Origin of the sequence: Psychrobacter sp. FME5, assembly GCF_014861375.1 — a bacterium.
In the GTDB taxonomy this organism is placed as follows: domain Bacteria; phylum Pseudomonadota; class Gammaproteobacteria; order Pseudomonadales; family Moraxellaceae; genus Psychrobacter.
This window is the reverse complement of the sequence record NZ_RRYX01000002.1, coordinates 63,207-87,639: the sequence shown is the minus strand read 5'-3', so window position 1 is coordinate 87,639 and position 24,433 is coordinate 63,207. Positions and strand designations below refer to the sequence as shown.

The window sequence follows — 24,433 nt, the reverse complement described above, 5'->3', positions numbered from 1 at the left end:
TACAAGGGCGCTCATGAATCGAGACTCTGTCGTTGATACGGCCTCGGGTCTCAGCCGTTAGTCGCTTACGGTAAGGTTTGGCTTTGCGTCTGAGACACTGCCATAACCTGCCGCCTTGACTCTTGTCCCTCCAGATATAGCGATAGATGCTCATGTGACTAATACCACCATGAACGCCGGCTATTTGTTCAGGACTCCAGCTGTCTTTTAGCTTATCTGTGACCCAATCCCATACGTCAGCAATAATAGTGAGCGCATTGTTTGACCGTCTGTCACAAGCCTTGTTATTAGCATGATTAGCTCGGTAACCTCGAAGGCTTTTATTGCGTCTGATCTCTCTTGATATGGTGCTAGGACTTCTTCCTAATGTGTCAGCTATAAATTTAATACTATGTTTTGCCCCTATAAGGGCATAAATCTGGTATCGTTCCCCTAGGCTTAGATGTGTATAGTTCATGGTTGCAATCTCACTTTGGTCGGTGGATAAAGACTTTGATGCTAGCGCATCTAGGTCTTTTTTTCACCTCGCATTTGGTATTGCACTTCATGTGTTAATCTAAGATAGTAATAATAGAGTATTTAAACATTTATGAGTGAAACACAACCATTTGAGCAAGCATTCGTTGAGCCGTCTACTACTGAGCACTCTGCCATAGGGGGAGCAACAGCAAAAGGCGTTACTAAAGAAGCCGATGAGCAATATGAACGCCGTTTCCAAGGCACGCGGACGCTTTATGGAACCGCTACAGTTGATACTTTTGCCGCGGCTCATGTCTATGTTATTGGAGTAGGCGGTGTTGGTTCGTGGGCAGCAGAAGCACTGGCTCGAACGGCAGTGGGTACGATTACGTTGATTGACTTGGATGTGTTGGTGGCGTCTAATGTGAATCGCCAGTTGCCAGCCTTAGACAGTAATTTTGGGCAGAGTAAAATTGCCGCGATGGCGGCGCGTATTCGTGAAATCAATCCCAAAGTAACGCTAAACTTGGTTGATGATTTTTTGACCACAGAAAACGTCACTGCCTTGCTGCCGAGTCGTGACCAAGCAAAGGCGGCTATTGCACAAGGCCAGCCTATCGTTGTGCTAGACTGTGTGGACGATATGGATGCTAAGTTGGCTATTGTGCTCCATTGCCGTTTTAACAAACTAAAACTGGTCTGTGCTGGCGGTGCAGGTGGTAAGATAGATCCCAGTCAGATTAGAGTGAGTGACTTAAAAGACAGTTATCAAGATCCGCTACTCGCCAAATTACGTAATAAACTACGTCATGAAAAAGGCATTAATAGGGCATTAAAAGAAAAGTTCGGGATTAAATGTGTCTATTCGATAGAGCCGCCGCGTGTGGATAAGAGCTGTCAGGCAGGTGGTCTACAATGTGGTGGTTATGGCTCAGCAGTGGTCATTACATCAGTGGTCGCAATGATGATGGTGAGTGAAGCATTACAATTATTGATAAAGCAGCCTCACGCCAAGTCGAACGTTTGATATTACTTAATGGAGTCCATCTTGTCTATATCTAACCCACCTCAAAGCAGTTACCCAGTAGCGGTAGATGAAGCAGAGCGTATCACTAAACTTAAAAAATATCAGGTGCTCAATGACAATGATGAGCCTGCATTTAAGCGTCTTGTTGATCTAGCAAAGCTGTTTTTTGATATGCCGATAGTCACCATTACCTTTATGGATGAAGAAACACAGTATCTAAAATCTATTCATGGTCTTGGCGATGTATGCCGTACCACACGTGAAGTCGCTATTTGTAACTACACGGTGTTATCTAACGACGTTTTTGTGGTAGAAGATTTATCAAAAGACAGTCGTTTTAGTCAAAACCCATTGGTTACAGAGTCTCCTTATTTACGGTTTTATGCTGGCGCGCCGATTATCATTCATGAGGGCAATAAAAGCTTCCGTTTGGGCTCTTTGTGCGTGATGGATATGAAGCCTAAGTATGATTTTGATGAACAACAAGCAAAGATATTGGCTCAGTTTGCCACGATGGCAGCAGATGCCTTGCAGCTACAGGATAAACAGCGTGATGCCAAACTTGCCAATGAAATGAAGTCAGATTTTTTGGCCAACATGAGTCACGAAATCCGCACACCAATGAATGGTATTATTGGTATGGTGGATATGCTGGGCGAAACAAAACTCAGCAGCGAACAACAAGAATATATAGACAATATTAAAGTCTCCAACGAGCATTTGATGGCCATTATCAATGGTATTTTAGACTTATCAAAAGTAGAGTCTGGCAAGATGAGCATTGACTTTATTCCTGTCAATCTATCTGCATTGTGTAATGAAGTGGTTAGCCTGTTTACCGCCAAGGCCCGTCAGCGAGGATTGATTTTAGACTATCATTATACGGAGTCACTATCGCCATATATCGAAGGTGACCCGGTGCGCCTTAAACAAATCATCGCAAATTTGGTTAATAACGCGATTAAGTTCACTCGTGAAGGCGGGCGAGTCAGCATCGATGTTAAGCATGTGCCCAATTGTCATTGTGATGAGGTTGATGAGCGCCGCACTAAAAAAAGGAACAACACTAAAAACGGTCAGGCGGCAGCAGATAACCCGATTGATAGTAATACGGTTTATTATGAAGACATGACCCTATGTATTGAAGTAACTGATAGTGGTGTGGGTATCAAACCCGAATCTTTGGAAGCGATATTTGAGGCTTATGACCAAGCGGATAAGTTCACACATCGCCTCTATGGTGGTACTGGGCTCGGACTCTCTGTTTGTAAGTCTTTGGTCGATTTGATGGGTGGGTATATTAACGTAGATAGCGAAGTGGGTGTTGGCACTACGTTTAGCGTTCTACTGCCATTACCTGCCATTGATGAAAACAAGTATGAGACATGGCAGGATTCAAACGACTTTACCATGATTGATCCCACTCATGAGCTTGCGGGCCATATACTGTTGGTCGAAGATGATGCCGTCAATGCTATTATCGCCAAAAAAGCCCTCACTAATAGTGGTCATACGGTAACCCATGTCACTGATGGGCAACAGGCTATCGAGACTTTTTCCCTGTCTCCTGAGCGTTATGATGTTATTTTGATGGATCATCATATGCCAATTTTGGATGGCGTACAGGCAACCATTAAGCTGCATGAAATCTATGATCCTAAAGAGCTGCCGCCTATTATCGCTTTGACTGCCAATGCCATGGATGGTGAGCGCGAAAAATATTTAAAGGTCGGAATGCAAGATTACTGCACCAAGCCTTTTACCCAAGAACAGCTGAATGCGCTTGTGCAATATTGGCTAATGCATAAGCAGATATTGGTAGAAGAGTAGTGCTGTCAAACTCGCTTAGTCTACTAAAGGCAGTACTTGCATTCGTATTTCTAGCTACTCAAGATTTTGGGAATGGTATTAGGGCGTGTCCTAGCCCGTGACGATTATTGTCATCGATACAAAAAAGCTGAATCACTCATAGGGTGGTTCAGCTTTTTTATTGGTTAAGAGATAACCGCTATCTCTTGTTTCTAAGTACTGTTATTTCTAAGTACTGTTATTTTTAAGTACTGCTGTTGCTAAGTGCTATGAGCTAACGCGAGTTTGATAGTCACCAGTGCGGGTATCGACACGAACGGTTTCACCTTGCTGGACAAATAGGGGCACACGTACCACAGCACCTGTCTCTAGTGTCGCAGGTTTACCGCCACCGCCAGAAGTATCACCACGCAGACCAGGATCCGTTTCGGTGATTTGTAATTCAACAAAGTTAGGTGGCATCACTGACAATGGCACACCATTGAACAAAGTGATGGTGCAAAGATCATTGCTGTTGTCTTTTAACCATTTTATTGCATCGCTAACGGCTGTTTTATCTGCTTGCAGCTGCTCAAAAGTCTCAGGGTGCATAAAGTGCCAAAACTCACCGTCATTATAAAGATAGTTCATTTCAGTATCTAAAACGTCTGCTGCCTCCAAGCTCTCTCCAGACTTAAACGTTTGCTCCAATACTTTACCACTACGAAGATTACGCAACTTAACACGGTTAAAAGCTTGACCTTTACCAGGCTTAACGAATTCATTTTCAAGAATGGCACAAGGGTTGCCATCTAGCATGACTTTGAGACCAGCTTTAAATTCATTGGTAGAAAAACTTGCCACGAGAGACTCCTAGGGGTTGTTAATATTATGATCGGTCGTTAAATTTAAATAGAGGGTTTACTGTGTAAAAACTACCGTTACGCTTAGGGTTGTAAGAGGTAATTGGTATATTTTGATAGGATACACCCTAAGAGCGTATAATGTCGGCTTTTGGGTATAGGTAGTAGGCTGTCATGATAAACCATTTAATCACACAAAAAAACTGGCAAACGCAATTATCCGAAGCCATTACCTCGGTTGATGAGCTATTAAGCCTTTTAAAGCTCGAATCACTGCGTGCAGACGTCTATGTGCCTAAGCATTTTGAGCTACGTGTGCCACGTGGGTTTGTGGCAAAAATGACTGTCGGTAATAGCAATGACCCCTTATTAAAACAAGTTTTACCCGACCAGCGTGAGCAAATCAACGTAACAGGCTATGTGGCAGATCCGTTAAGTGAAAACACACAAAACCCAGTCAAAGGGCTACTGCATAAATATCAATCAAGAGTATTGTTAACCATTACTGGTGCCTGTGCCATTCATTGTCGTTATTGTTTTCGTCAGCATTTTGATTATAGTGCCAATATGCCAACGGCGGATGCAAAAGAAAATATCGTCAATTATGTCACTGCACATCCCGAGATTAATGAAGTTATTTTGAGCGGTGGTGATCCATTAAATGTGACTAATAGACGTTTATTTGCATGGCTGGATACGCTAGAGTCACTCCCGCAAATAACGACTATTCGGTTGCACACACGCCTGCCATTGGTCATTCCAGCGCGTTTAGATGATGCGTTATTGGAGAGACTATCCCAAAGCCGCTGTCATATCGTGATGGTAGTCCACTGTAACCATGGCAATGAAATCGATAGCGTTACCTCAGAACATTTACAGCGTGCTCGCGCGGCTGGTATTACTTTGTTAAACCAAGCGGTATTGCTAAAAGGTATTAATGACAGCGTTGAGACTCAAGCGCAATTAAGCCAGTGCTTGTTTGCTGCTGGTGTCTTGCCTTATTACTTACATGTATTAGATAAAGTGGCGGGTGCTGCTCATTTCGATAGCGATGAGCGGTCAGCCATCGAGCTTTATTGGTCATTATTGGCGGCGCTACCAGGATATTTAGTGCCTAAGCTGGTGCGAGAGCTGCCGAATAGACCGTTTAAGGTACCGATTAACATTTACAATGCTGATTAATATAGGCATTATAAAGTATTTGGAAATTAGTGAACAAATAATGACTATTGAGTGGTAAGTAGGTTAATAGGCAATCGCATTAAAATGAGTATTCTCTATGGGTTGCAAATATTTATGTTATAACTAGGGCGTATCCTCAGTCTGAACGCAAGCGACTATAGTCAGTTGAATGTAAAAACGATACGGCGAGACTGTAGTGAGACTACGGCGAGTCTAAGAAGTTTTTGTTTAAAAAAAATATTCAAAGTTAATAAATATTCAAAGTTAATAACAGGTACTAGGAATACTGATGATAACTTTATCGATGTTTCAAAATCATTTGTCTGTGACAGCGCCAATGTTGTCCTCAACTAGTCAGTCGGTTAACGATCAGGAATATTATTTACTAAAACTGTTGGCAGCCTTGCCCGCGCAAGCCGAAGAACAGCAAGCTGAATATTTGGAAAAAGCACTTACGATGTTGCGCAGTACTGATATGGATGACCAACAACGTCTTAAGTTAACGTCTGCTGTGATCGATACAGCCAATCAATTTATTGCCACTCTACGGCAGTATTATATTTATGAGACAGGCGCGTTGAGTGAGGCGCAGTTGGACTATGTGGCTCAAATAGAATCCCTATACTATCAATTCATTATGGTTTATGACGGTGTTCTACGCCGCAATCGTTCATTTTTAAACCTAGACGGTCAGCAGAAACATCTGACAAAAAGTGGCTGGAAGCGCTATTTTAGTGCCGAAAAATCTTCGTCAATTATGCTGGCGACTGCTATTTACCAGATGCTATTGATGTATCAAAAGCTATTGGGTGAAGATGCGTTGTGCTATCGCAAACCATCGTCATACTTATGGTCCAAAATTAACCAACTGTATCATCTTGCTCATCAACATCATGCCGCAAATATAGATTTGAGCGTATATATCACCACAAAACGCGCTAACGATATACATCAGTTGTATTGTCAAATATGCTTGCACAGTTTGTTAAACCTGCGTGCCATGCGTCGTCCTAATATTTTGCTCGTGCAACGCCTATTGCCTGAATGGGCGAAGCAGATGGTTGCGACGATAGAACCAAAAACAGAAACACGAGTGTTCGTTGATTTATGTAGTGACCATCCGCCTAGTTATTTAACGGCAAAGTCTGGAATTAACCCATACGAAGATCACTATGTTTGTTTGTTTATAGAGCTTGCGCCAATGGTGGAGTATTTTAAATGGCGCAAGCAAGCATTAGCTGAGGGTAGCGGCGAAGGAGTAGAGTATTGGTTGCTTAATAAAATAGCGATGACCATCACTTATCGATACTTACAGCCGCAACTGACTTTGACAACTAAACACAGTGCTAAAAAATCGGCAGTTTTGATTACTGGGTTTAACAACATTCATTATCGTGCCAGTCATTCGAGTAGCTTTACAAGTTTGATGATTGTAAAGAATCTACCAGATGAACAGCGACCTCGCTATGATACTGTTCGTAAAAAGCAAGATAGTAATAGTGCGTTAACTATTGAAGCCATTGAGACTTTTGATAGTCATGATGAGCTCTCGCTATTCCGTACGCTGCGCTTGTCACCAATGGTAGATAATCTCAACGCGGTAGGTAAGAACAATGAGGTTGTCACGACGGCACCACCGCCATTACACATTATGAGTCTTTTTTTGGTTTGCCGTTCTGATGATGCCATGCCGGCTGATTGGTCAATAGGGGTAGTACGTTGGCTTGACCTTGATGACGAAAGCCCAGAGGTTGAGTGGCAAGTGCTCGGGCATCAGCTGGTAGCTTGTGGGCTGCGTTTAGAAGGCGGAGAAACGCGCAGTCGACATTTTGTACCTGCGTTTGTCCTTGGTAGGGATGAGCAACTGCAAACCTTGGGCACTCTCATTGTGCCGTCTTCTTATTTCCAGTCTAATGATAGGGTCGTTATGCGCATCAATAACAAACAAACCCTTCTACGCCTCAAACGTAGGTTGCTGGTTACCGATGAATTCAGTCAGTATGAGGTCGTCCAACTGTAGCTCAGAGCGTGTCTTTATTTTTATCACCATTTTCAAAACAAGGACACCGCCTAGTATTTCCATCCAAATAGTCACACCGATAAATGCTGGTTGTAAGTTAATCTGCAGCCGTTTAAATTATTGTCTATAATGACTGACATCGTTACTATTTACTTTGCGATAATCGTATCGCTTTTATTTTGAACCGACTATCGTATTTTTTGTACTAAGTTGGTTTGTGTAAAAGATATAAGTTATCAAAAGTGAGACATAACAATAAGATCGCAAGATTAAAAAAGGCTTTTTATGCGCACTCAGTCCACCTTAAACCTATTAGTTATCGATGACGATCAGCTCTATGCTGAACGCCTTGTGTACTTATTAGGTTCTTATTACGTCAATGTACACTTAGGATTTTTGGATGACAAAGAGGAGCTACTAAAGCTGCTACGGCAATCTTGGGATGCTTTGGTTTTTGGTAGTGCCTATGATCTGAGTTTTACCGATGTCGTGGGCATCATTCAAGAACAAGATATTGATCTACCCGTGATCTGTTTGCTAAATGAAGAGATGGCAGCGGCGAGTAATGACGAGGGACTGCCTGATATTATTAGTGGTACGATGGTCAAGTCGCTCAAGGTAGAACAAGAAATGGCAGTGGTGATGTCTATTTGTCTACAACATGACAATTTGCGCAGTCGCCGCGAGCTAAAAACATTACGGTACGTACTTTCTGAAGCCGAGCAGCGCGCTAACGTACTGATCAAAAACTCTAAAAGTGCGGTTGCCTACATAGACCAAGGCATTCATATTTTTGCCAACGATCCTTATCTGCAATTATTTGGTTTTGAGTCGATGAACGATGCCATAGGCGTGCCTATTATTGATCTGATTGCAGGCGGTGATAACGTCAAAGGCTTCAAGCAGTTCTTGCGTCGATTCGATAAGGGTAGCCGACAAGAAGTAGAGTTTGAGTTTGAAAGCGTACGCACAGACGGCAGTACTTTTGAAGCAAAGCTGCAATTGGCTGCCGCGACCTTAGATGGTGATCCGGTAACTCAGGTTATCATTCAACAAAACAGTAGCAACAGCGCTGACGTTGCCAAGCGTTTGGCAGCGGCTGAGCGCAAAGACAGCTTGACTGGTATCGATAACCGCTACGGTTTTGAAGCGCAGATGGCGACGATACAACAGCAAGCGCGGCAAGGGGCGCTCACGGCGGGGTTGTTATATATACAGCTCGACAATGTCGGTAAAATCAGGAGCAGTCTTGGTCTGCCAGGTATAGATGCAGCTGTCAAACAAGTGGCCTATACTCTAGATGAACTGGTATCAGATGGACACGTCAGTCGTTTTAGTGATACGGCCTTTACCATATTGGTAGAGGACAAAACCACCGCTGAGCTTGAGCAGCTTGCTAAACATATTGGTTCGCGTATTAGCGATATGCTCATCGAGGTAGATAAGCGTACGACCAATACCACAGTCAGTATTGGTATTGTCAAAATTGAGAAAAACACAACAGAACTCAATATAGTGCTTGAGCGGGCGATGGACTCTATCAACCAGATTATGGTTGAGACCTCTAACCGTGGCGATAGTTATCATTTATATGACCCAAGCGAACATGCCAATAGTGATGACCATGCACTGGCTGAGTCTTTAGTCGATGCGATTGCCAATAACCGTTTTGAGCTAACATTCCAGCCGATATACGACATCAGCAATGATCGTAGCGACTTTTTTGAAGTATATCTACGTTTGCCATTGGCCGATGCTGATAATACTGTATTGACGCCTGATCAGTTTATGGCGGTTGCTAAGACCCATAAATTGCTTGAAAAAATAGATCGCTGGGTACTTATCAATGCCTGTAAAAAAGTGAGCGATGTACGTAAAACACATCCCGAAGCGAGATTGTTGGTGCAACTGACAAGTGCCTCACTCATTGATAAAAACCTACCAAATGTCGCCAGCCAACTAATCAAAGCGGTAGGCGGCGCGGCGGGCGCGCTAACATTACAGTTTAATGAAAAAGATATCTCAGATTATTTAACGGTAGCGAAGTCTCAGTTTTCGGCCCTTAGTCAAATTAATTGTCAGATTGGTATCAATAACTTCGGTTCTTCTGCCAAATCTATTGAAATTGCTGGTTATGTACAGCCAAATATGGCGCGTTTAGCGCGTAGCTATGTACAGGATGTTGATTCAGCCGATAACCTAGATACGGTCAAGTCGCTGATCCTACACACCAATGAAGTCAATGTCGATGTACTGATGCCTTATATTGAAGACGCGGCGACTATGTCTGTGGCATGGAGTGTGGGTGCGCGCTATCTGCAGGGTTATTATTTAGAAGCGCCTAGTAGTACTATAAAAGTATCTAGTGAGTCTTAAAAGCTATCAAGAAAGCCTTTGAAAGTGCCTGATTGATACTTATTATTAGTAACTCATTGCAGTAACAGGCAGTTTTTAACCACAAACGACTCACTACCTATGCACGGCTATGTATGTCCATCAATTTTGCATTGTATTATGCTTGACGTGGACTCATACATAGCAATGCCCCTCTAATTAAAGATTAAAAAACATGTTTATTACCAATAAGTATCAACTGTTAGGTATGTTTGCCGCGGTGTTATTACTCACTGCTTGTGATCGTACGCCACCTGATTATAGAGACCCTGTCACGCTACCACTTTATACAGAGGGCGATGCTGATAATGGCGCTCTTATCTTTCAGGACGCTTGCGGGCAATGTCATCAGCTGAATCCTGGGCTCAATAAAAAAGGGCCGCAGCTGATGAATGTTTATGGTGCGCCAGCGGCTGAACTAGAAGATTATACCTATAGTGAAGGCTTGCAAGCGTCAGGTTGGGTATGGGACGCTGAAACGCTTGATCCTTATATCGCCGATGCTGAAAAAGCCATGTCAGACTCAAAAATGTTATCAGACCCGATGCCAGATGCTAAAGAGCGTGCTGACGTGATTGCTTATCTATCAACGCTGCGTGCGCCCGCACCGATAGTAGAGGATGAGGCGAAGTAGTCTTTAATTATTATTCCCATAAAAAATGAGCAAATAACACTATATGACCCATGCAGCTACTGACTACTACCATAATCAGCAAAAAATCGCTCAATTGATGACACAGTTAAATCAAATCGTATTAGACAAGCCGCAGGTAATTAAACTGTCGCTTAGTGGTATCTTAGCTGGTGGGCACTTACTGTTGCAAGACTTACCGGGCATGGGTAAGACCACTTTGGCGCAAGGATTGGCTCAACTGTTAGGTCTACGTTTTAGCCGGGTGCAGTTTACCAATGATATGCTGCCGGCAGATATTTTGGGCATGAGTATTTATGATCAAAATAAGCAGCAGTTTGAGTTTCGTCCCGGTCCTATCTTCACCCAGCTATTGCTTGCTGATGAGATTAATCGCTCTAGCCCTAAGACCCAAAGTGCATTACTTGAAGCAATGGAAGAGCGTCAGGTGACGCAAGATGGGCAAACCTATCCCTTAGCGCAGCCATTTTTTGTGATAGCCACTCAAAACCCATTACAGCAAGCCGGTGTCTATCCGCTTCCTGAATCGCAGCTCGATCGGTTCTTATTATGTTTGTCGCTGGGCTATCCATCGCCGGCAGCAGAGCGCGAGCTTCTAAAAGGCCAGAATCGCCGTGAGTTATTAAAAGATTTGGACGCCGTACTTGATACAGAAGCTGTTTTATTAGCCCAGCAAGGCGTTAAGCAGGTTTATGTTGCTGATGTGGTCTTAGATTATCTACAGCGTCTGGTCGCAAAAACTCGTGCGAGCGCCGAGTATCATGGCCTATCACCGCGTGGCGTACTGTCGCTTCAGCGTGCTGCTCAGGCTCATGCTTATGTGTCTGGACACATGGAAGTGACGCCTGAAGATATCCAAGCGGTATTTGCAGCGGTCACGGATCATCGTCTTGGCCAGCGCTTTGTGCATGTGACGGGTGGGCAAGCCACGCAAACCATCGCGCAACGAATTTTAGCAGAAGTGGCTGTTGTATAGCTGATTCACTTTAAAACTGATACGAGTGCTACTGGAGTAAATTTTTCGCAGCCTCTGTCACGCCTGCGAACAGCAAGCAAGAAAAATTAGCACCAGTAGTACGGGATTATTGACGTGTCGATTTTATTTAGAACTGACTATACTTTAAAACATTAGCTATCTAAACTTTTCCATTTCACGTTCAATACCTAATTTCTAAACCTAGTTTTTAAAACCATATTTAAAATACGATTATCAACCCACTTCGCCGCATCTCATTGAGATGGCCAGTTCTATGGTAATGATAGGGTAATCATGAGTTTTTTACCAAAAGCCTTAACCGCACCAATCAGCTCATTGTTAAGCCGTTGGTTTGCCTCGCGAGCACCAAAAAGTGATAGCGCTACCCTTAATTTGCGTAACGTTTATATATTTTTTAGCCGTGAAGGGATGTTGTTTGCGGTGCTGTTGGTCATCACCTTTATCGCTGGTATCAACTATGGCAATAACTTGGTACTTGGATTGTGCTTTTATCTCGTCAGCGTTTGGCTCATCAGTTTTCATATAACCTTTGCGCATGTTTCAGGATTGCACGTTCAGCTGTTGGATGTGACCATGGCAGAAGCAGGCGCGCCTGTTTGGGTCACTTTGCAGGTACGTAACGATAGCACTCAGCCGCGACGGCAGTTGTTATTTCGCTTTGAGCAGGCTGTTAAAAAAACGAATAAAAAAGCCGATAAGAGACTTAAAGAGAGTGCTGATAATCAAGAATCAGTATTAGTCACACAGTTGCAAAGCGAGCAAGTTATTCGTTTGCCTGTTCAGGCTCATTCTCGAGGTCAGCTTGAATTGCCACGCTTAATCATAAAAACTGTTTATCCTTTAGGTATCATGCGCGCATGGTCATATGTGTATTTTGCGCGCACGGCTTGGGTCTATCCCAAACCTGAAGCCTTCGATTGGCAAGACCAATATTCTGCCGCCAGTTTGGAGGATTTACCGGTAGGTGGGCAATATCGGCAAGGTCAAGACGACTTTGAACGGCTGGATAACTATGTCGAAGGGGAGTCGCTGGCACGGGTTTCTTGGGGGCATGTGGCACGCGGTCAAGGTATGTTTACCAAGCATTTTGCCGATCCTGTTGGTCACGAACAAACCTTGGATTATGCAGATATGCCAGCGGCGCACCACGAGCAAAAACTTGCACAAATGGCGTACGGGGCAATGACACTGGGTCAGCTAGGTGTACCATTTAATATGCGCTTACCAAATGATGCTCATTCTGCTGCCACTATGGGTGAAGGAGAAAGCTTTGCGCAGGCTTGCTTGCTAAGATTGGCGAAAGCACCATGAGTAATTTCAAACGTTACCCTTCAAATGAGACAGTTGCCATAAGTCTTGCAAGCTTTGAGCAATTGGCATTGGGTCAGAACAGTAATGCCCATGCAGGCCTTGAAAGCAATAATAAATGGCATCGTAAGCTATTGGCACTACCTGCTTATTATTGGGTATTAATTACCCAAGTGCTCGTTATTTTACCGCATGCAGCGCATTTACCCTTATGGTTAATGGGCTTTGCTATCGTTAGTGTGCTTGCCCAGCTGCCCCTTATTAAAGCCAAATTTAAAAAAGGTCGTCGTCTAAAGCGTGTTTATCAAAGTATGCAAATGCTGGGCTTCTTATTAGGGCTGGCAGGGCTATGGCTGACTTATAATACAGCGTTTGGACTGGATATGGGCGTGGCATTTTTAGTGCTATGTCTGATTAGTAAGCTATGGGAATTGTATAAGCGCCGTGATGCTTATGTGGTATTGAACTTATCGCTGTTTGTACTTGCGGCGCTATTTTTGATGGATCAAGGAATTATTACGACTTTAGCAGTGATTGTTGGTGTGGTGATTGTGTTATTGGCGTTTATTGCGCTAAATGATGATGGCAATACTCGCGGGGATGGTCGCCTGCGCACTTTGGGAGTATTGGGCGTTGGTGCGTTGCCGTTATTAGTCGTGCTGTTTTTATTCTTCCCGCGTCTGCCACCGTTATGGTCAGTACAGCTATCAGGTCAACAAGCGACCACGGGCGTTTCTGACAGTATGTCACCGGGTGATTTTGCCAATTTAGGACAATCGACCGAATTGGCTTTTCGCGTCGAGTTTGACGGTAATCGCCCACCGCAACAACAGTTATATTGGCGTGGATTGGTATTTAGCAACTTTGATGGAGTGACGTGGCGTCCAAGTGCTAAGCAGCGCCAATGGCAACCTGCATTGCAGAGTCCGCCTTGGATTAAAAATGCAATTGAGACTATCCCTGATGAGGCGAAAGCAACGCCGAACAGCTATCAAATTATCTTAGAGCCCACTCAGCAAAATTGGCTGTTTGGACTCGATTATCCGTTTGCTCAGCAGCAAGATATCAGTATTACCTCAAACTTTACCTTATTAAAAGACCAGCCCGTCACCCAGCAGCTGCGTTATGATGTATTGCAGTTTGCGCCGATGCGTATTGATTCTAATCTCACTGAGGAATCAAGGCGTTTGAATCTTGCTTTACCTAACAACGGCAATCCGCAAGCACGAGCGCTAGCGAAGCAGCTTTTTGCACAATCAGGCTCAGACCCAGTTCGCTATATGGAAGCTATCGAGCGCTGGATTAATCAAACAGATTTCCGTTATACCTTATCACCACCACGGCTGAATAATAACCGCATTGACGAGTTTTTATTTGAGACCAAAGCGGGATTTTGTGAACATTACTCTTCAAGCTTTACCTTTATGCTGCGGGCGGCAGGTATTCCAGCGCGGGTGGTAGCAGGCTATCAAGGCGGTGAGCCGAGCCGTAATGGTAATGTCTGGGAGGTGCGGCAAATGGATGCGCATGCTTGGACAGAGGTTTGGCTTGAGGGTCAAGGTTGGATACGCGTTGACCCGACTGCTTTTGTTGCGCCTGAGCGTGTCGAGCAAGGCATGGAGGCGCTGACACAGGCACAAGGGGCTGCGATGTTTGGCGACGGGGCAGGTGCGCAAATTAGCTATCAACAGTATCAAGTGCTACAAACCTTACGCCGTTTGTCGGACCAAGCAAGCTACTATTGGCAAAAAGACGTCGTCGGCTATGATCAGGACAAGCAAGCAGATTCGCTATTGAAATGGTTTAACATCCGCTCAATCATGCAGCAAATTACTTGGCTGGCGATCAGTGCTATTACGATCATGGCTATTTTAGTCTTTATTATTTGGCAACGTCGCCGCAAGCGTTGGCACCCAGCAGACTTACCGCTTGCGCAATTATCAAAACGTATAGGCAAAGGTGATAAATCATTAGCACGCACGGATAATGAAGGACAACTGGCGTGGCTTGAGCGCTTAGCAGAAGCTATGGGTTCGAAAGCTGCTCAAGCAAAAATCGTGCAAATCAAGCAAAACTATCGTCAGCTACGCTATGGATATTTAAGCCCACTTGAAACTCGTGATAGTGAGTACCAAAAAGTGCTCAAGCAGCTCAAAAGAAATGTGCGTGAATTGCTTTAATGGTCGTTATCGAAAATATTGCTCAGTCAAAATAGAGCATAATGGCACGCAAATAATGCGAGCGATAAGAGTATTCAAGAAATAAAGTAGCTCGACAAACAAATCAATTAGGAAGTTTCATGCGTAACAAAAAAGACCGGATTCGCCATGCCTTAGGGTTTGAAATTATAGGTCTGCTTATCTTTGCCCCACTAGCAAGCTTAGTATTTGGTTTTGAGCTACATCTGATGGGAGTCATGGCGTTGGCCGGCTCTATCGTCGCCACATTTTGGAACTACTTTTATAATATTTTGTTTGACCGTGCCATGCTCAGGTTACGTGGTGTAGTACAAAAGACAGTTCTGATACGGGTGCTACATGCGCTGTTATTTGAAGGCGGATTGTTATTGTTATTTCTACCCGTCATCGCCTGGTATTTAAATATCAGCCTTTGGGAAGCATTTAAGATGGATATCGCAATGGCAACCTTTTATCTCATCTATGCTTTTATCTACAACTGGATTTATGACAAAGTATTTCCTATCCCTACAAGCAGTTATAGTTAAAATGCATCTACTATAGACTGTTCTATACAATAAATAAAAGGAGCGGCTATATGGCGATATATGTAGATTTTATGCAGATAGAATTTAAAGGCTATAAGTGGTGCCATATGCTGGCTGATACTTTGGAAGAATTACATGAGTTTGCGGCATACATTGAAGTAGATAAGCGCTTGTTCCATCGAAACGCCAGTTATCCTCACTATGACGTCACAGTACAAATGCGTGAAACAGCACTTAAACATGGTGCTATCCCTGCCAATCGTAAAAAGATTATCGAGTGTGCGAAGAAGCTAAAAGTAGAGTTAAATTGTCAAATAGAGCGTTCTGGTAATGTCGGATAAATGAATAAAAACCTAAAAAAGGTGGGTTATGCTTTTGCTAATCCACCTTTTTTATTTATAATTTTTATTTTGCGACGGCAGCTTTACTGACATTGTTAAGTGCTTTTGAGATGTTATCAATCTCACTATCGCAGCCTTTGATATTATGACGAGATTTTAAATATTCAGGATTGTTATAAGACAACCATACCCTTTTATCAGCACCTTCACTGATGAGAATTTTTTGTGGTAAATCAATGGCCACGCTTTGCTCGCAATTCATCAATGGCGTACCCGCTTTAGGATTGCCAAATATAATAACTTGCGTTGGTCTTAATGTTGAATTAACGCCTTGCGCATTTTTTTGATGGTCAACGCGCGCAAATACTTTCATACCTTTGCTTTCGATAATCGACGCTAGCTTATCAGCGGTATCGGTGACAGAATGATTACTTTGCAGGGTTATCAGCCCATTTTTAGTGTTGAGAGAAGTGGTTGTTTCTTTAACTGAAGTGCTGTCATTAGATGAACCCAAGATATTTTCAACACTGGCGCAAGAGGAAACGGCTAAAGCTAACGCTGCTATAGAAATAATTTTAATCATATGTAGTCCTTTTTTATGGTGGTCGTTTATCCAGCGAGTGATAGTTGGTAACATCAAATATTTATAGTGCGTCATCACATTGTGGGTCATCATACATCACATTGTGCCGTAATGAACCGTGCATAGTAAAGAGTAGCATGGCAAGACGCCTGCACAGATTTCTAGGCCAAACGCTCTGCTAGATAATCGACAAGCAGTCTAATCTTTGGCGATAAATGCCGGTTATGCGGATAAACAGCCCAAATGCCTTCTTCTGGTTCTCGATATTTATCCAATAAGCTAATGAGCTGACCGGATGCTAAGTGTTTTTTGACATAATAATCAGGCAACTGCACAATACCTAGACCTTTTAAAGCCGCATCGACTAGGCTATAACCACTGTTATATTGCACCGTCCCCGAAACTCGTAGGTTTCTTTCTTTAGATGCTCTTTGAGCATGTTTTCTAGTAATGTTTTTACTCGCTTCTTGATCATCTTCGATAAAGTGCCAATAATCACGCGTGCCAAGTAAGCAGTTATGTTGACTCAGTTCGCTCAGAGAGTGAGGTATGCCGTATTTTTCAAGATAAGCGGGTGCGGCACAGACAAAGTTAGTGCGATGACTGAGTTTTTTTGCCATCATCGTCGAGTCACTTAACTTACCAATACGAATCGCCAAATCATAACCGCCTTCAATTAAGTCAATCTTTTGATTGCTTAAAAAAGCCGTCACTTCGATATCGCTATATTGCACCATAAAATCATTTATTATTGGTAATAATTGCTGCTCACCATAAGTCACAGGCGCGGTCAGCTTAATCCTACCTTGCGGTTTTGATTGTAAGTTACTGACAGCTTGTTCGGCGGCATCTAAGCCATCAAGCACCCCGCGGCAATGCTGATAAAACACGCGTCCTTCTTCGGTGAGCGATACTTTGCGCGTGGTACGATAGAGCAATTTAACATTAAGTCGCTTCTCTAAAGCGCTAATCTGACGACTGACTTGTGCGGTAGAAATGCCCAACTCTTTTGCAGCGCGCGTAAAGCTCTCATATTCTGCTACGTAAACGAACTCGCTAATTCCATCCCAGCGCATGATTATTACCAGTGTGTAAAAGATATTTGCAAATATAGCATATTGTTATCCTTATAGAAAAAACTATAATGGTCAGTATAAAATCAAATGTTTTACAGACTGCTACAACTGTCGCTTGCCTCCATTCGGCAAGCAAGATAAGCTGAAGAGGTCTGTGTTTAACAACCAATAAAATACATTAAAAAGAGAGATAATGATGTCAGATAAATTTATCAAATCTAAAGCCGCCATTGCTTGGGGTCCAAACCAGCCACTGTCTATCGAAGAAGTGGATGTGATGCTGCCAAAAAAAGGCGAAGTACTGGTCAAGATTGTTGCCAGTGGTGTCTGTCATACCGATGCTTTTACCTTATCCGGTGAAGATCCAGAAGGTGTATTTCCAGCGATTTTGGGTCATGAAGGCGGCGGTATCGTTGAGCAAATTGGCGAAGGCGTGACCAGTGTACAAGTTGGTGACCATGTTATCCCTTTATATACCGCAGAGTGCGGCGTCTGTAAAATGTGCCGTTCAGGCAAAACTAACTTGTGCTCTGCGGTACGCGAAACTCAAGGCAAAGGCTTAATGCCCGACGGTACGACACGTTTTTATAAAGATGGTGAGCCAATTTACCATTATATGGGCTGCTCAACTTTTTCTGAATATACCGTTTTGCCAGAAATTTCTCTAGCTAAAGTCAATAAAGAAGCGCCACTAGAAGAAGTTTGCTTACTTGGTTGCGGCGTAACCACTGGAATGGGCGCTGTCATGAATACCGCAAAAGTCGAAGAGGGCGCAACCGTCGCCATCTTTGGTTTGGGCGGTATTGGTCTATCAGCGATTATCGGCGCAGAGATGGCAAAAGCCAGTCGTATCATTGCGATTGATATTAACGAAAGCAAGTTTGAGCTGGCTAAAAAACTTGGCGCGACTGACTGTATCAATCCAAAAGATTATGACAAGCCGATTCAAGATGTTATCGTTGAATTGACCGATGGCGGTGTGGATTATTCTTTTGAATGTATTGGTAACGTCGATGTCATGCGCTCAGCACTGGAATGCTGCCATAAAGGGTGGGGCGAGTCGGTCATCATCGGTGTGGCGGGCGCTGGGCAAGAGATTTCTACCCGTCCATTTCAGCTAGTGACTGGTCGCGTTTGGAAAGGCTCGGCATTTGGTGGTGTGAAAGGTCGTAGCGAGTTGCCAGGCTATGTTGAGCGTTATCTTGCTGGTGAAATCCCACTACAAGACTTTATTACGCATACTATGCCATTAGAGGACATCAATGAAGCTTTTGACTTAATGCATAAAGGTGAAAGTATTCGCTCTGTGGTACATTTTAAGAGTAAGACTTAGGTAAAATATCAAAGCTAGATAATAAAAATAAAATGCTGCTCCTAGCTGCTTATATAAGGGGCAGCATTTTTCGTTTTAATATGACTTAAGTATAGTCAGCTCTAAATAAAAGAAATACAGATATTATAACGCGCTACTGGGATAAATTTTTCTTGCTTGCTGTGCCTACGCAGACAGAGGCAGCGCAAAACTTATCCCAGTAGCACTGAATTTGTTTTATAGTGGATCGACTATAGCTTATACCAAACCATTAATCTTTTTTAAAACTGTGCATGTCCTCTAAAATAGCTGTAAATCGATCGTATAACCAAGGTTCATTATCATCAATCATTTGGTTGTATAAATGCGGACCTATCGTTTCGATAATGAAATCCAATAAAAACTTAGCCGGTAAATTACCGATATCAACGTCGAATTCATCGTTCATATAAACCCTCAGTTCGTCTAAAACGAGTGTTTCCGCTTCATCTGATAATGTCAGCAGTTTATCTTTGCTCATCTATGATAATCCTATTAAAAAAATATTTATTCTCGCATATTGGCCAATTGCTCTAAAATATTGACATAATTCTCTACACCTTGCGCGCCACTGACCAAATGCCGCTCATTAAAAACCATCGCCGGTACACTCTGGATACCTTGCTGTTGCCAGTGCTGCTCTTCTGCGCGCACCTCGGTAGCAAAACGCTGATCTTCTAATATGATTAGTGCTTGGTTACGATCGAGTCCAACCTCAGCCGCGATATCAGCAAGCACTTCGATATCGGAGATATTACGCCCATTGGTAAAGTGAGCGGTAAATAATGCTTGTTTTAAATCATGCATATGGCTTGGCTCTGTCTGATCTGCCCACTGCAAAAGCTGGTGCAGATTAAAGGTGTTGTGCATACGCAGCTCATCAGTAAAATTAAACTCAAAGCCAACCTCAGAACCCACAGCTGTTATTTGGGCGCGGCTAGCATCAGATTCTTGCTTGCTCGAGCCATATTTTCCTGTGATATGTTCACGCATGTTTTGACCCTCGCTTGGCATGTTTGGGTTGAGCTCAAACGGGTGCCAGTGTATCTCATGAGCAGTATCGGTCTGCTTTAGTGCTGCTGCTAGTTGGCGATAGCCGACGACACACCAAGGGCAAACGACATCTGATACGATATCGATGCGTAGTGGCTGCTCTGATGACAACTGCTTTGAATTTTGCATATTTTTCTGCCTAATTTATTATTTATATATTTGTCTTTTATCTGGGCTGCTTTTTTTAGAGCTTATCGTGCAATACTCAATAAAAGCTAAGGCAATCAATACTAAGAGAAAGATGGCGTGATTACAATGTGCGCTAAGTTACCAATGGAAAGTGTTGACCCTAACTCTCGGTAACACTCATCATAAAGTGAGTCGAATGTGCATATGATTAAAAAACTACCCTGCAATGACTACAAAGTAAAAACAAATCGACATTTTTAATAAGACATAATAAATCAGTTAGCGCTATTTTAAAGGGCGTTTATTTTATCTCTTTTATGTTTTTCTGCCAGCGAGAAGCCAGCATGTCTACTTTGACGTTATCAATTAATAAGTTAGATTATCAGCTCGATAATCTTGATCCGCGCACGACCTTGCTCGATGTCTGTCGTCAGCATCTACAAATTACTGGACCCAAAAAAGGCTGCGACCACGGTCAATGTGGTGCCTGTACCATACTCATCAATGGGCGACGAGTTAACTCTTGTCTAACCTTGGCAGTCATGCATGACGGTGATGAGATTACAACGATTGAAGGTCTTGGTTTACCGGATTCGCTATCTGAATTGCAACAAGCCTTTAAAGACCACGATGCTTTCCAATGTGGTTATTGTACGCCTGGACAGATCTGTTCGGCGACGGCTTTGATAGAGGAGGTCAAACAAAATTGGCCAAGCTATGTGACCACCGATTTGCAAAATCCTGATGGGCTGCTGGTTCAAGAAATCTCTGAGCGGATGAGCGGTAATATTTGTCGCTGCTCTGCCTATCCAAATATTATCAATGCCATCTCGCAGGTTTTGGAGAATACAACAAAAAACGAGGTAGTGGACGGTAAGGCTTCTAAAGCGACGATAACGAAAGGCTCAACTGTCAGTGGTATTTGGTCTCCGCCGCCTAGCGAAGCGCAGCTCAGCAAGCCCACGCAAAACAAAGCCAGTACGACCGTATCAGGAGATCGCTCATGAAACGCTTTGAATATATCCGCGCTGATGCACCTCAGCAAGCAGCAGTTTCGGCCAGCCCAAAGGCAGCTTCGTTTATTGCAGGCGGTACCAATTTATTAGATTTGATGAAGTTAGAGATTGAAACCCCTATCAAGCTGGTCGATGTCGCTCGCTTAGAGTTGGGACAAGTAGAAACGACTGCTGATGGTGGGCTACGTATCGGTACGCTGGTCACCAATAGCGATTTGGCAGCGCACCCGCAAGTGATTGCCAATTATCCAGTATTATCACGAGCGATCCTTGCTGGCGCGACTGGACAGCTGCGCAATAAAGCCACCACGGGCGGCAATTTTTTACAGCGTACCCGTTGCTATTACTTTTATCAGACCGATAGTCCCTGTAATAAGCGCAATCCCGGTACTGGCTGTCCAGCTATCAACGGTGAGAATCGTACCCTTGCCATATTAGGTACTAGTGACGCTTGTATTGCTCAGCACCCCTCCGATATGGCTGTTGCGATGCGTTTACTCGATGCGACAATTGAAACGATTAAAGCGGATGGTGGCACACGAAAAATTGCGATCAAAGACTTTTATTGCCTACCAAAAGACACGCCTAGTATCGAAACTGTTTTAGAGTCTGGCGAGCTCATTACTCATGTGGTCCTGCCAGCGCCTATAAAAGGCAGCCACACTTATGACAAAGTTCGCGACCGCGCCTCTTATGCTTTTGCATTGCTATCATGCGCTGCCGTGATAAATGTTAATGATAAGGGTGATTTAGAAACAGTACGTTTGGCGTTTGGCGGTATCGGTACTCAGCCGTGGCGTAATGAAGCGGTTGAAGCCTTATTAATCGATACTAAAGGTGATAACGATACTATTGAGCAGGCGGCAGATTTATTATTAAAAGAAGCCAAAGGTCAGGGTCAAAATGACTTCAAAATACCACTGACACGCCGTCTATTAAAACAAGTTATTCAGCGCGCCTTAGCGGGCGAGGGAGCATAATTATGTCATTATTGGACTCAGTATTTGCATCAGAACCCACCAAAAAAATGACGATGAATGAACCCGTCGAAACCTTGTTTAACAAAACGGCAAGCAATTTGGTTGGTAAACCCATTAACCGTGTCGACGGTTCGTTAAAAGTCAGCGGACAAGCGCCTTATTCGGCAGAAATACATCGAGAAAATCAGCTATATGGCGTTTTAGTCAGCGCCAAGATTGCCAAAGGTCGAGTTGAAAATATCGATAGCAGCGCTTTAGAGAATATTCCTGGCATTATTAAGGTGGTGACTGATCCTAAGCACTTTTTGCGCAATGCCCAGCAAGGCGGTGCAACCAAAGCACCAACACAGGGCGCAAGTGAGATTTTTTATCATGGTCAGCCGATTGCAGTAGTGATTGCTGAAACCTTTGAAGCAGCGACCGAAGGCGCGAATGCTTTGAAGGTTAGTTATAAAGACGAAGCTGAACAAGCGGCCTTAAATTTTACCAAAGAACTTTCGAGTGCTCATGATGTCGATGAAAAAAACGGCTCAGATAAAAATGCCATAAAGGGTGACCCAGAGCAAGGACTTGCTGATTCTGCTGTAACCCTTGATCGTTTTTACCATACGCCAAGCCAGAGCAACTCACCTATGGAGCCGCACGCTACGTTGGCTTACTGGGAAGATGATAGGCTCATCATGTACACTTCAAATCAAATGATCGCCTCTTGTAAGCAGCAAGTAATGGATGCCTTGGACTTAACAAAAGATCAAGTGCAGTTGATTTCATATTTTGTCGGCGGCGGTTTTGGTAGTAAGTTGGGCATCGCCCCTGAATCGATTGCAGCGGCTATTGCTGCAAAAGAATTAGGTCGCCCTGTGTTGATTAGTATGACCCGTCCGCAAGTTATGGAAGCCACAGTAAGACGTTCAAATACTCGTCAGCGTATCGCGATTGGCTGTGATAAAGACGGCATTATCAATACCATGATTCACGATACGATTACCAGTAATCTACCGGGTGAGGCATTTTTTGAACCAACGGCTTTGTCTACTAAGTATTTATACCGTGGCGAAAACCGCCGCGTCAATTATAAAAAAGTAGACATGAACCAAGTACTCTCAGGCTCTATGCGCGCGCCTGGCGAAGCGGTCGGCATGATTGCCGTTGAATGTGCGATGGATGAATTGGCCTCGCAATTGAATATCGATCCCATTGAGCTGCGCCGTCGTAATGAGCCTGAGCAAGACCCGAGCCAAGATATTCCATTTTCGACGCGCCAGCTTACTGCCTGTATGCAACAAGCGGCAGAGCAGTTTGGTTGGGATAAGCGTAATGCCAAACCTGCCAGTCAGTTAGAGGGTGATTGGTGGATTGGCACGGGTATGGCAGCATCCGCTCGCGGTAATCAGTTAAAACTTTCTGAAGCGCGAGCAACCCTGCAAGTCGATGATACAAAAAAACTGGGTATCAAAGCTATTATCGAAACCGATATGACCGACATAGGTACCGGCTCTTATACGGTATTTTCGCAAGTCGCTGCTGATTTATTGGGCTTACCAATCGATCATATAGAGATGAAATTAGGCGATAGTGATTTGCCGCCTGCAGTCGGTTCGGGCGGTAGTATGGGTGCGGCAAGTGCCGGTAGCGGGGTTTACCTTGCTTGCGAGCAGTTACGTGACATGTTAGCGGAAAAAGTAGGTTTACATTCTGATAGCATCTGTTTCGATAATGGGCAAATCAAACAAGCAGGTCAACACAACTCTAACGTAACAGAAGCTGCTATTGAGAGCGTTAAAAATAAAGCTGAAGACTTAACAGATAAAGTCGCTGAAAAAACTGGTTTACCCTTACCAACAGCAACAGATAAAAAGTACGATTTTACCAGCTTTCACTCTTATGCTTTAGCCGACGTCGTCGCTGATTATGATGAGCAAAAAATTAGCGCTAAAGGACAAATAAAACCGGGTAAAAATGCTAAAAGCCATCGTCAGGCATCTTTCGGGGCCAATTTTGCAGAAGTAGCAGTACATAGAGTTACTGGTGAGATTCGCGTCAAACGTATGGTAGGTGCATTTGCCGCTGGACGTATACTCAATCATAAAACCGCGACCTCACAGTGTTACGGCGGTATGGTTTTTGGTATTGGATCAGCACTGATGGAAGAAGTCATCCATGACAAGCGTGATGGTCGTTTATGCAATCATGACCTTGCTGAATACCATATCCCCGTCAATGCAGATGTGCCGCAACTAGAGGTTATATTAGTCGAAGAAGATGATCCTTATACCAATCCCATGCACATCAAAGGCATAGGCGAGACCGCAATATCAGGCGCAGCGGCAGCTATTGCCAACGCTATATATAACGCAGTTGGCGTTCGAGTTTATGATTTCCCCATCACACTTGATAAGCTGCTTTATGAGCTGCCAGAGTAGATTTTGTAGTTGAACAGAGTAATCAAAGAAGCCCGTTAGCTATAACAGTTAGCGGGTTTTATAAGC

At 43.6% G+C, this 24,433-nt stretch carries 21 protein-coding genes; 15 read left to right on the top strand and 6 right to left on the bottom strand.

Features of this window, described 5'->3' with window-relative positions:
- A partial coding sequence (locus EI161_RS00785) for an IS30 family transposase (RefSeq protein WP_192528757.1) occupies positions 1-457 on the bottom strand: 457 nt, incomplete at its 3' end.
- Positions 458-589: 132 nt separating this feature from the next.
- Here EI161_RS00785 and EI161_RS00780 point away from each other — a divergent pair.
- Positions 590-1,486: a ThiF family adenylyltransferase gene (locus tag EI161_RS00780; RefSeq protein WP_192524188.1), complete on the top strand. Its 897-nt coding sequence runs from the start codon at positions 590-592 to the stop codon at positions 1,484-1,486.
- Between the two features lie 21 nt (positions 1,487-1,507).
- A complete protein-coding gene (locus EI161_RS00775) occupies positions 1,508-3,316 on the top strand; it encodes a GAF domain-containing hybrid sensor histidine kinase/response regulator (RefSeq protein ID WP_225735160.1) in 1,809 nt (602 codons plus the stop codon).
- A 246-nt stretch (positions 3,317-3,562) separates the two neighbouring features.
- Here EI161_RS00775 and efp read toward each other — a convergent pair whose 3' ends face one another.
- On the bottom strand, positions 3,563-4,138 hold the full coding sequence (gene efp, locus EI161_RS00770; RefSeq protein ID WP_192524190.1) for an elongation factor P: 576 nt from the start codon (positions 4,136-4,138) through the stop codon (positions 3,563-3,565).
- A gap of 173 nt (positions 4,139-4,311) precedes the next feature.
- Between efp and epmB the strand changes: the two genes are divergently transcribed.
- The 9 genes from epmB (at position 4,312) to EI161_RS00725 (ending at position 15,756) form a co-directional block, all read left to right on the top strand.
- Complete coding sequence (gene epmB / locus EI161_RS00765; protein WP_192524191.1) at positions 4,312-5,319, top strand: EF-P beta-lysylation protein EpmB; 1,008 nt, start codon at positions 4,312-4,314, stop codon at positions 5,317-5,319.
- Positions 5,320-5,608: 289 nt separating this feature from the next.
- Entirely contained in the window at positions 5,609-7,339 is a 1,731-nt protein-coding gene (locus EI161_RS00760; protein ID WP_192524192.1) for a hypothetical protein, read from the top strand.
- Positions 7,340-7,624: 285 nt separating this feature from the next.
- Positions 7,625-9,715 (top strand): EAL domain-containing protein, encoded by a 2,091-nt coding sequence (locus tag EI161_RS00755; protein WP_192524193.1) that lies wholly within the window; start codon positions 7,625-7,627, stop codon positions 9,713-9,715.
- Positions 9,716-9,908: 193 nt separating this feature from the next.
- Positions 9,909-10,367: a c-type cytochrome gene (locus EI161_RS00750; protein WP_192524194.1), complete on the top strand. Its 459-nt coding sequence runs from the start codon at positions 9,909-9,911 to the stop codon at positions 10,365-10,367.
- 43 nt (positions 10,368-10,410) lie between these two features.
- Positions 10,411-11,361, top strand: a complete 951-nt coding sequence (locus tag EI161_RS00745) for an AAA family ATPase (protein WP_192524195.1) — start codon at positions 10,411-10,413, stop codon at positions 11,359-11,361.
- Between the two features lie 294 nt (positions 11,362-11,655).
- Positions 11,656-12,693, top strand: a complete 1,038-nt coding sequence (locus EI161_RS00740; protein ID WP_192528756.1) for a DUF58 domain-containing protein — start codon at positions 11,656-11,658, stop codon at positions 12,691-12,693.
- A complete protein-coding gene (locus EI161_RS00735) occupies positions 12,690-14,870 on the top strand; it encodes a transglutaminaseTgpA domain-containing protein (protein WP_192524430.1) in 2,181 nt (726 codons plus the stop codon). The genes EI161_RS00740 and EI161_RS00735 overlap by 4 nt, the downstream gene beginning before the upstream one ends.
- A 119-nt stretch (positions 14,871-14,989) precedes the next feature.
- Positions 14,990-15,415: a PACE efflux transporter gene (locus EI161_RS00730; RefSeq protein ID WP_192524431.1), complete on the top strand. Its 426-nt coding sequence runs from the start codon at positions 14,990-14,992 to the stop codon at positions 15,413-15,415.
- Between the two features lie 50 nt (positions 15,416-15,465).
- Positions 15,466-15,756, top strand: a complete 291-nt coding sequence (locus EI161_RS00725; RefSeq protein WP_192524432.1) for a DUF4031 domain-containing protein — start codon at positions 15,466-15,468, stop codon at positions 15,754-15,756.
- A gap of 64 nt (positions 15,757-15,820) precedes the next feature.
- Here the strand turns inward: EI161_RS00725 and EI161_RS00720 are convergent, their stop codons facing one another.
- Both EI161_RS00720 and EI161_RS00715 read right to left on the bottom strand, forming a co-directional pair.
- Positions 15,821-16,339, bottom strand: coding sequence for a DUF302 domain-containing protein (locus tag EI161_RS00720; protein ID WP_192524433.1), 519 nt, complete (start codon positions 16,337-16,339; stop codon positions 15,821-15,823).
- A gap of 161 nt (positions 16,340-16,500) precedes the next feature.
- Positions 16,501-17,415 (bottom strand): LysR family transcriptional regulator, encoded by a 915-nt coding sequence (locus EI161_RS00715; protein ID WP_192524434.1) that lies wholly within the window; start codon positions 17,413-17,415, stop codon positions 16,501-16,503.
- Between the two features lie 196 nt (positions 17,416-17,611).
- Between EI161_RS00715 and EI161_RS00710 the strand changes: the two genes are divergently transcribed.
- Positions 17,612-18,748 carry an S-(hydroxymethyl)glutathione dehydrogenase/class III alcohol dehydrogenase gene (locus EI161_RS00710; RefSeq protein WP_225735162.1) on the top strand — a complete coding sequence of 379 codons (1,137 nt, stop codon included), beginning with the start codon at positions 17,612-17,614 and terminating at the stop codon, positions 18,746-18,748.
- Between the two features lie 250 nt (positions 18,749-18,998).
- Here the strand turns inward: EI161_RS00710 and EI161_RS00705 are convergent, their stop codons facing one another.
- Both EI161_RS00705 and EI161_RS00700 read right to left on the bottom strand, forming a co-directional pair.
- Complete coding sequence (locus EI161_RS00705) at positions 18,999-19,247, bottom strand: DUF2164 domain-containing protein (RefSeq protein WP_192524435.1); 249 nt, start codon at positions 19,245-19,247, stop codon at positions 18,999-19,001.
- Between the two features lie 26 nt (positions 19,248-19,273).
- Positions 19,274-19,948 (bottom strand): DsbA family protein, encoded by a 675-nt coding sequence (locus tag EI161_RS00700; RefSeq protein WP_192524436.1) that lies wholly within the window; start codon positions 19,946-19,948, stop codon positions 19,274-19,276.
- Between the two features lie 344 nt (positions 19,949-20,292).
- Between EI161_RS00700 and EI161_RS00695 the strand changes: the two genes are divergently transcribed.
- The 3 genes from EI161_RS00695 to EI161_RS00685 are packed head-to-tail and all read left to right on the top strand — an operon-like array spanning position 20,293 to position 24,367.
- On the top strand, positions 20,293-20,955 hold the full coding sequence (locus EI161_RS00695; RefSeq protein WP_192524437.1) for a 2Fe-2S iron-sulfur cluster-binding protein: 663 nt from the start codon (positions 20,293-20,295) through the stop codon (positions 20,953-20,955).
- Entirely contained in the window at positions 20,952-21,944 is a 993-nt protein-coding gene (locus EI161_RS00690) for an FAD binding domain-containing protein (RefSeq protein ID WP_192524438.1), read from the top strand. Before EI161_RS00695 ends, EI161_RS00690 begins: the two co-directional genes overlap by 4 nt.
- Positions 21,945-21,946: 2 nt before the next feature.
- On the top strand, positions 21,947-24,367 hold the full coding sequence (locus EI161_RS00685; RefSeq protein ID WP_192524439.1) for a xanthine dehydrogenase family protein molybdopterin-binding subunit: 2,421 nt from the start codon (positions 21,947-21,949) through the stop codon (positions 24,365-24,367).
- Positions 24,368-24,433: the final 66 nt, after the last annotated feature.

Bases quoted from the DNA above. Each gene is read 5' to 3' on its own strand.
- EI161_RS00780 (WP_192524188.1), top strand. From the start codon at position 590: ATGAGTGAAACACAACCATTTGAGCAAGCATTCGTTGAGCCGTCTACT.
- epmB (WP_192524191.1), top strand. From the start codon at position 4,312: ATGATAAACCATTTAATCACACAAAAAAACTGGCAAACGCAATTATCC.
- EI161_RS00760 (WP_192524192.1), top strand. From the start codon at position 5,609: ATGATAACTTTATCGATGTTTCAAAATCATTTGTCTGTGACAGCGCCA.
- EI161_RS00755 (WP_192524193.1), top strand. From the start codon at position 7,625: ATGCGCACTCAGTCCACCTTAAACCTATTAGTTATCGATGACGATCAG.
- EI161_RS00750 (WP_192524194.1), top strand. From the start codon at position 9,909: ATGTTTATTACCAATAAGTATCAACTGTTAGGTATGTTTGCCGCGGTG.
- EI161_RS00745 (WP_192524195.1), top strand. From the start codon at position 10,411: ATGACCCATGCAGCTACTGACTACTACCATAATCAGCAAAAAATCGCT.
- EI161_RS00740 (WP_192528756.1), top strand. From the start codon at position 11,656: ATGAGTTTTTTACCAAAAGCCTTAACCGCACCAATCAGCTCATTGTTA.
- EI161_RS00735 (WP_192524430.1), top strand. From the start codon at position 12,690: ATGAGTAATTTCAAACGTTACCCTTCAAATGAGACAGTTGCCATAAGT.
- EI161_RS00730 (WP_192524431.1), top strand. From the start codon at position 14,990: ATGCGTAACAAAAAAGACCGGATTCGCCATGCCTTAGGGTTTGAAATT.
- EI161_RS00725 (WP_192524432.1), top strand. From the start codon at position 15,466: ATGGCGATATATGTAGATTTTATGCAGATAGAATTTAAAGGCTATAAG.
- EI161_RS00720 (WP_192524433.1), bottom strand. From the start codon at position 16,339: ATGATTAAAATTATTTCTATAGCAGCGTTAGCTTTAGCCGTTTCCTCT.
- EI161_RS00715 (WP_192524434.1), bottom strand. From the start codon at position 17,415: ATGCGCTGGGATGGAATTAGCGAGTTCGTTTACGTAGCAGAATATGAG.
- EI161_RS00710 (WP_225735162.1), top strand. From the start codon at position 17,612: ATGTCAGATAAATTTATCAAATCTAAAGCCGCCATTGCTTGGGGTCCA.
- EI161_RS00705 (WP_192524435.1), bottom strand. From the start codon at position 19,247: ATGAGCAAAGATAAACTGCTGACATTATCAGATGAAGCGGAAACACTC.
- EI161_RS00700 (WP_192524436.1), bottom strand. From the start codon at position 19,948: ATGCAAAATTCAAAGCAGTTGTCATCAGAGCAGCCACTACGCATCGAT.
- EI161_RS00695 (WP_192524437.1), top strand. From the start codon at position 20,293: ATGTCTACTTTGACGTTATCAATTAATAAGTTAGATTATCAGCTCGAT.
- EI161_RS00690 (WP_192524438.1), top strand. From the start codon at position 20,952: ATGAAACGCTTTGAATATATCCGCGCTGATGCACCTCAGCAAGCAGCA.
- EI161_RS00685 (WP_192524439.1), top strand. From the start codon at position 21,947: ATGTCATTATTGGACTCAGTATTTGCATCAGAACCCACCAAAAAAATG.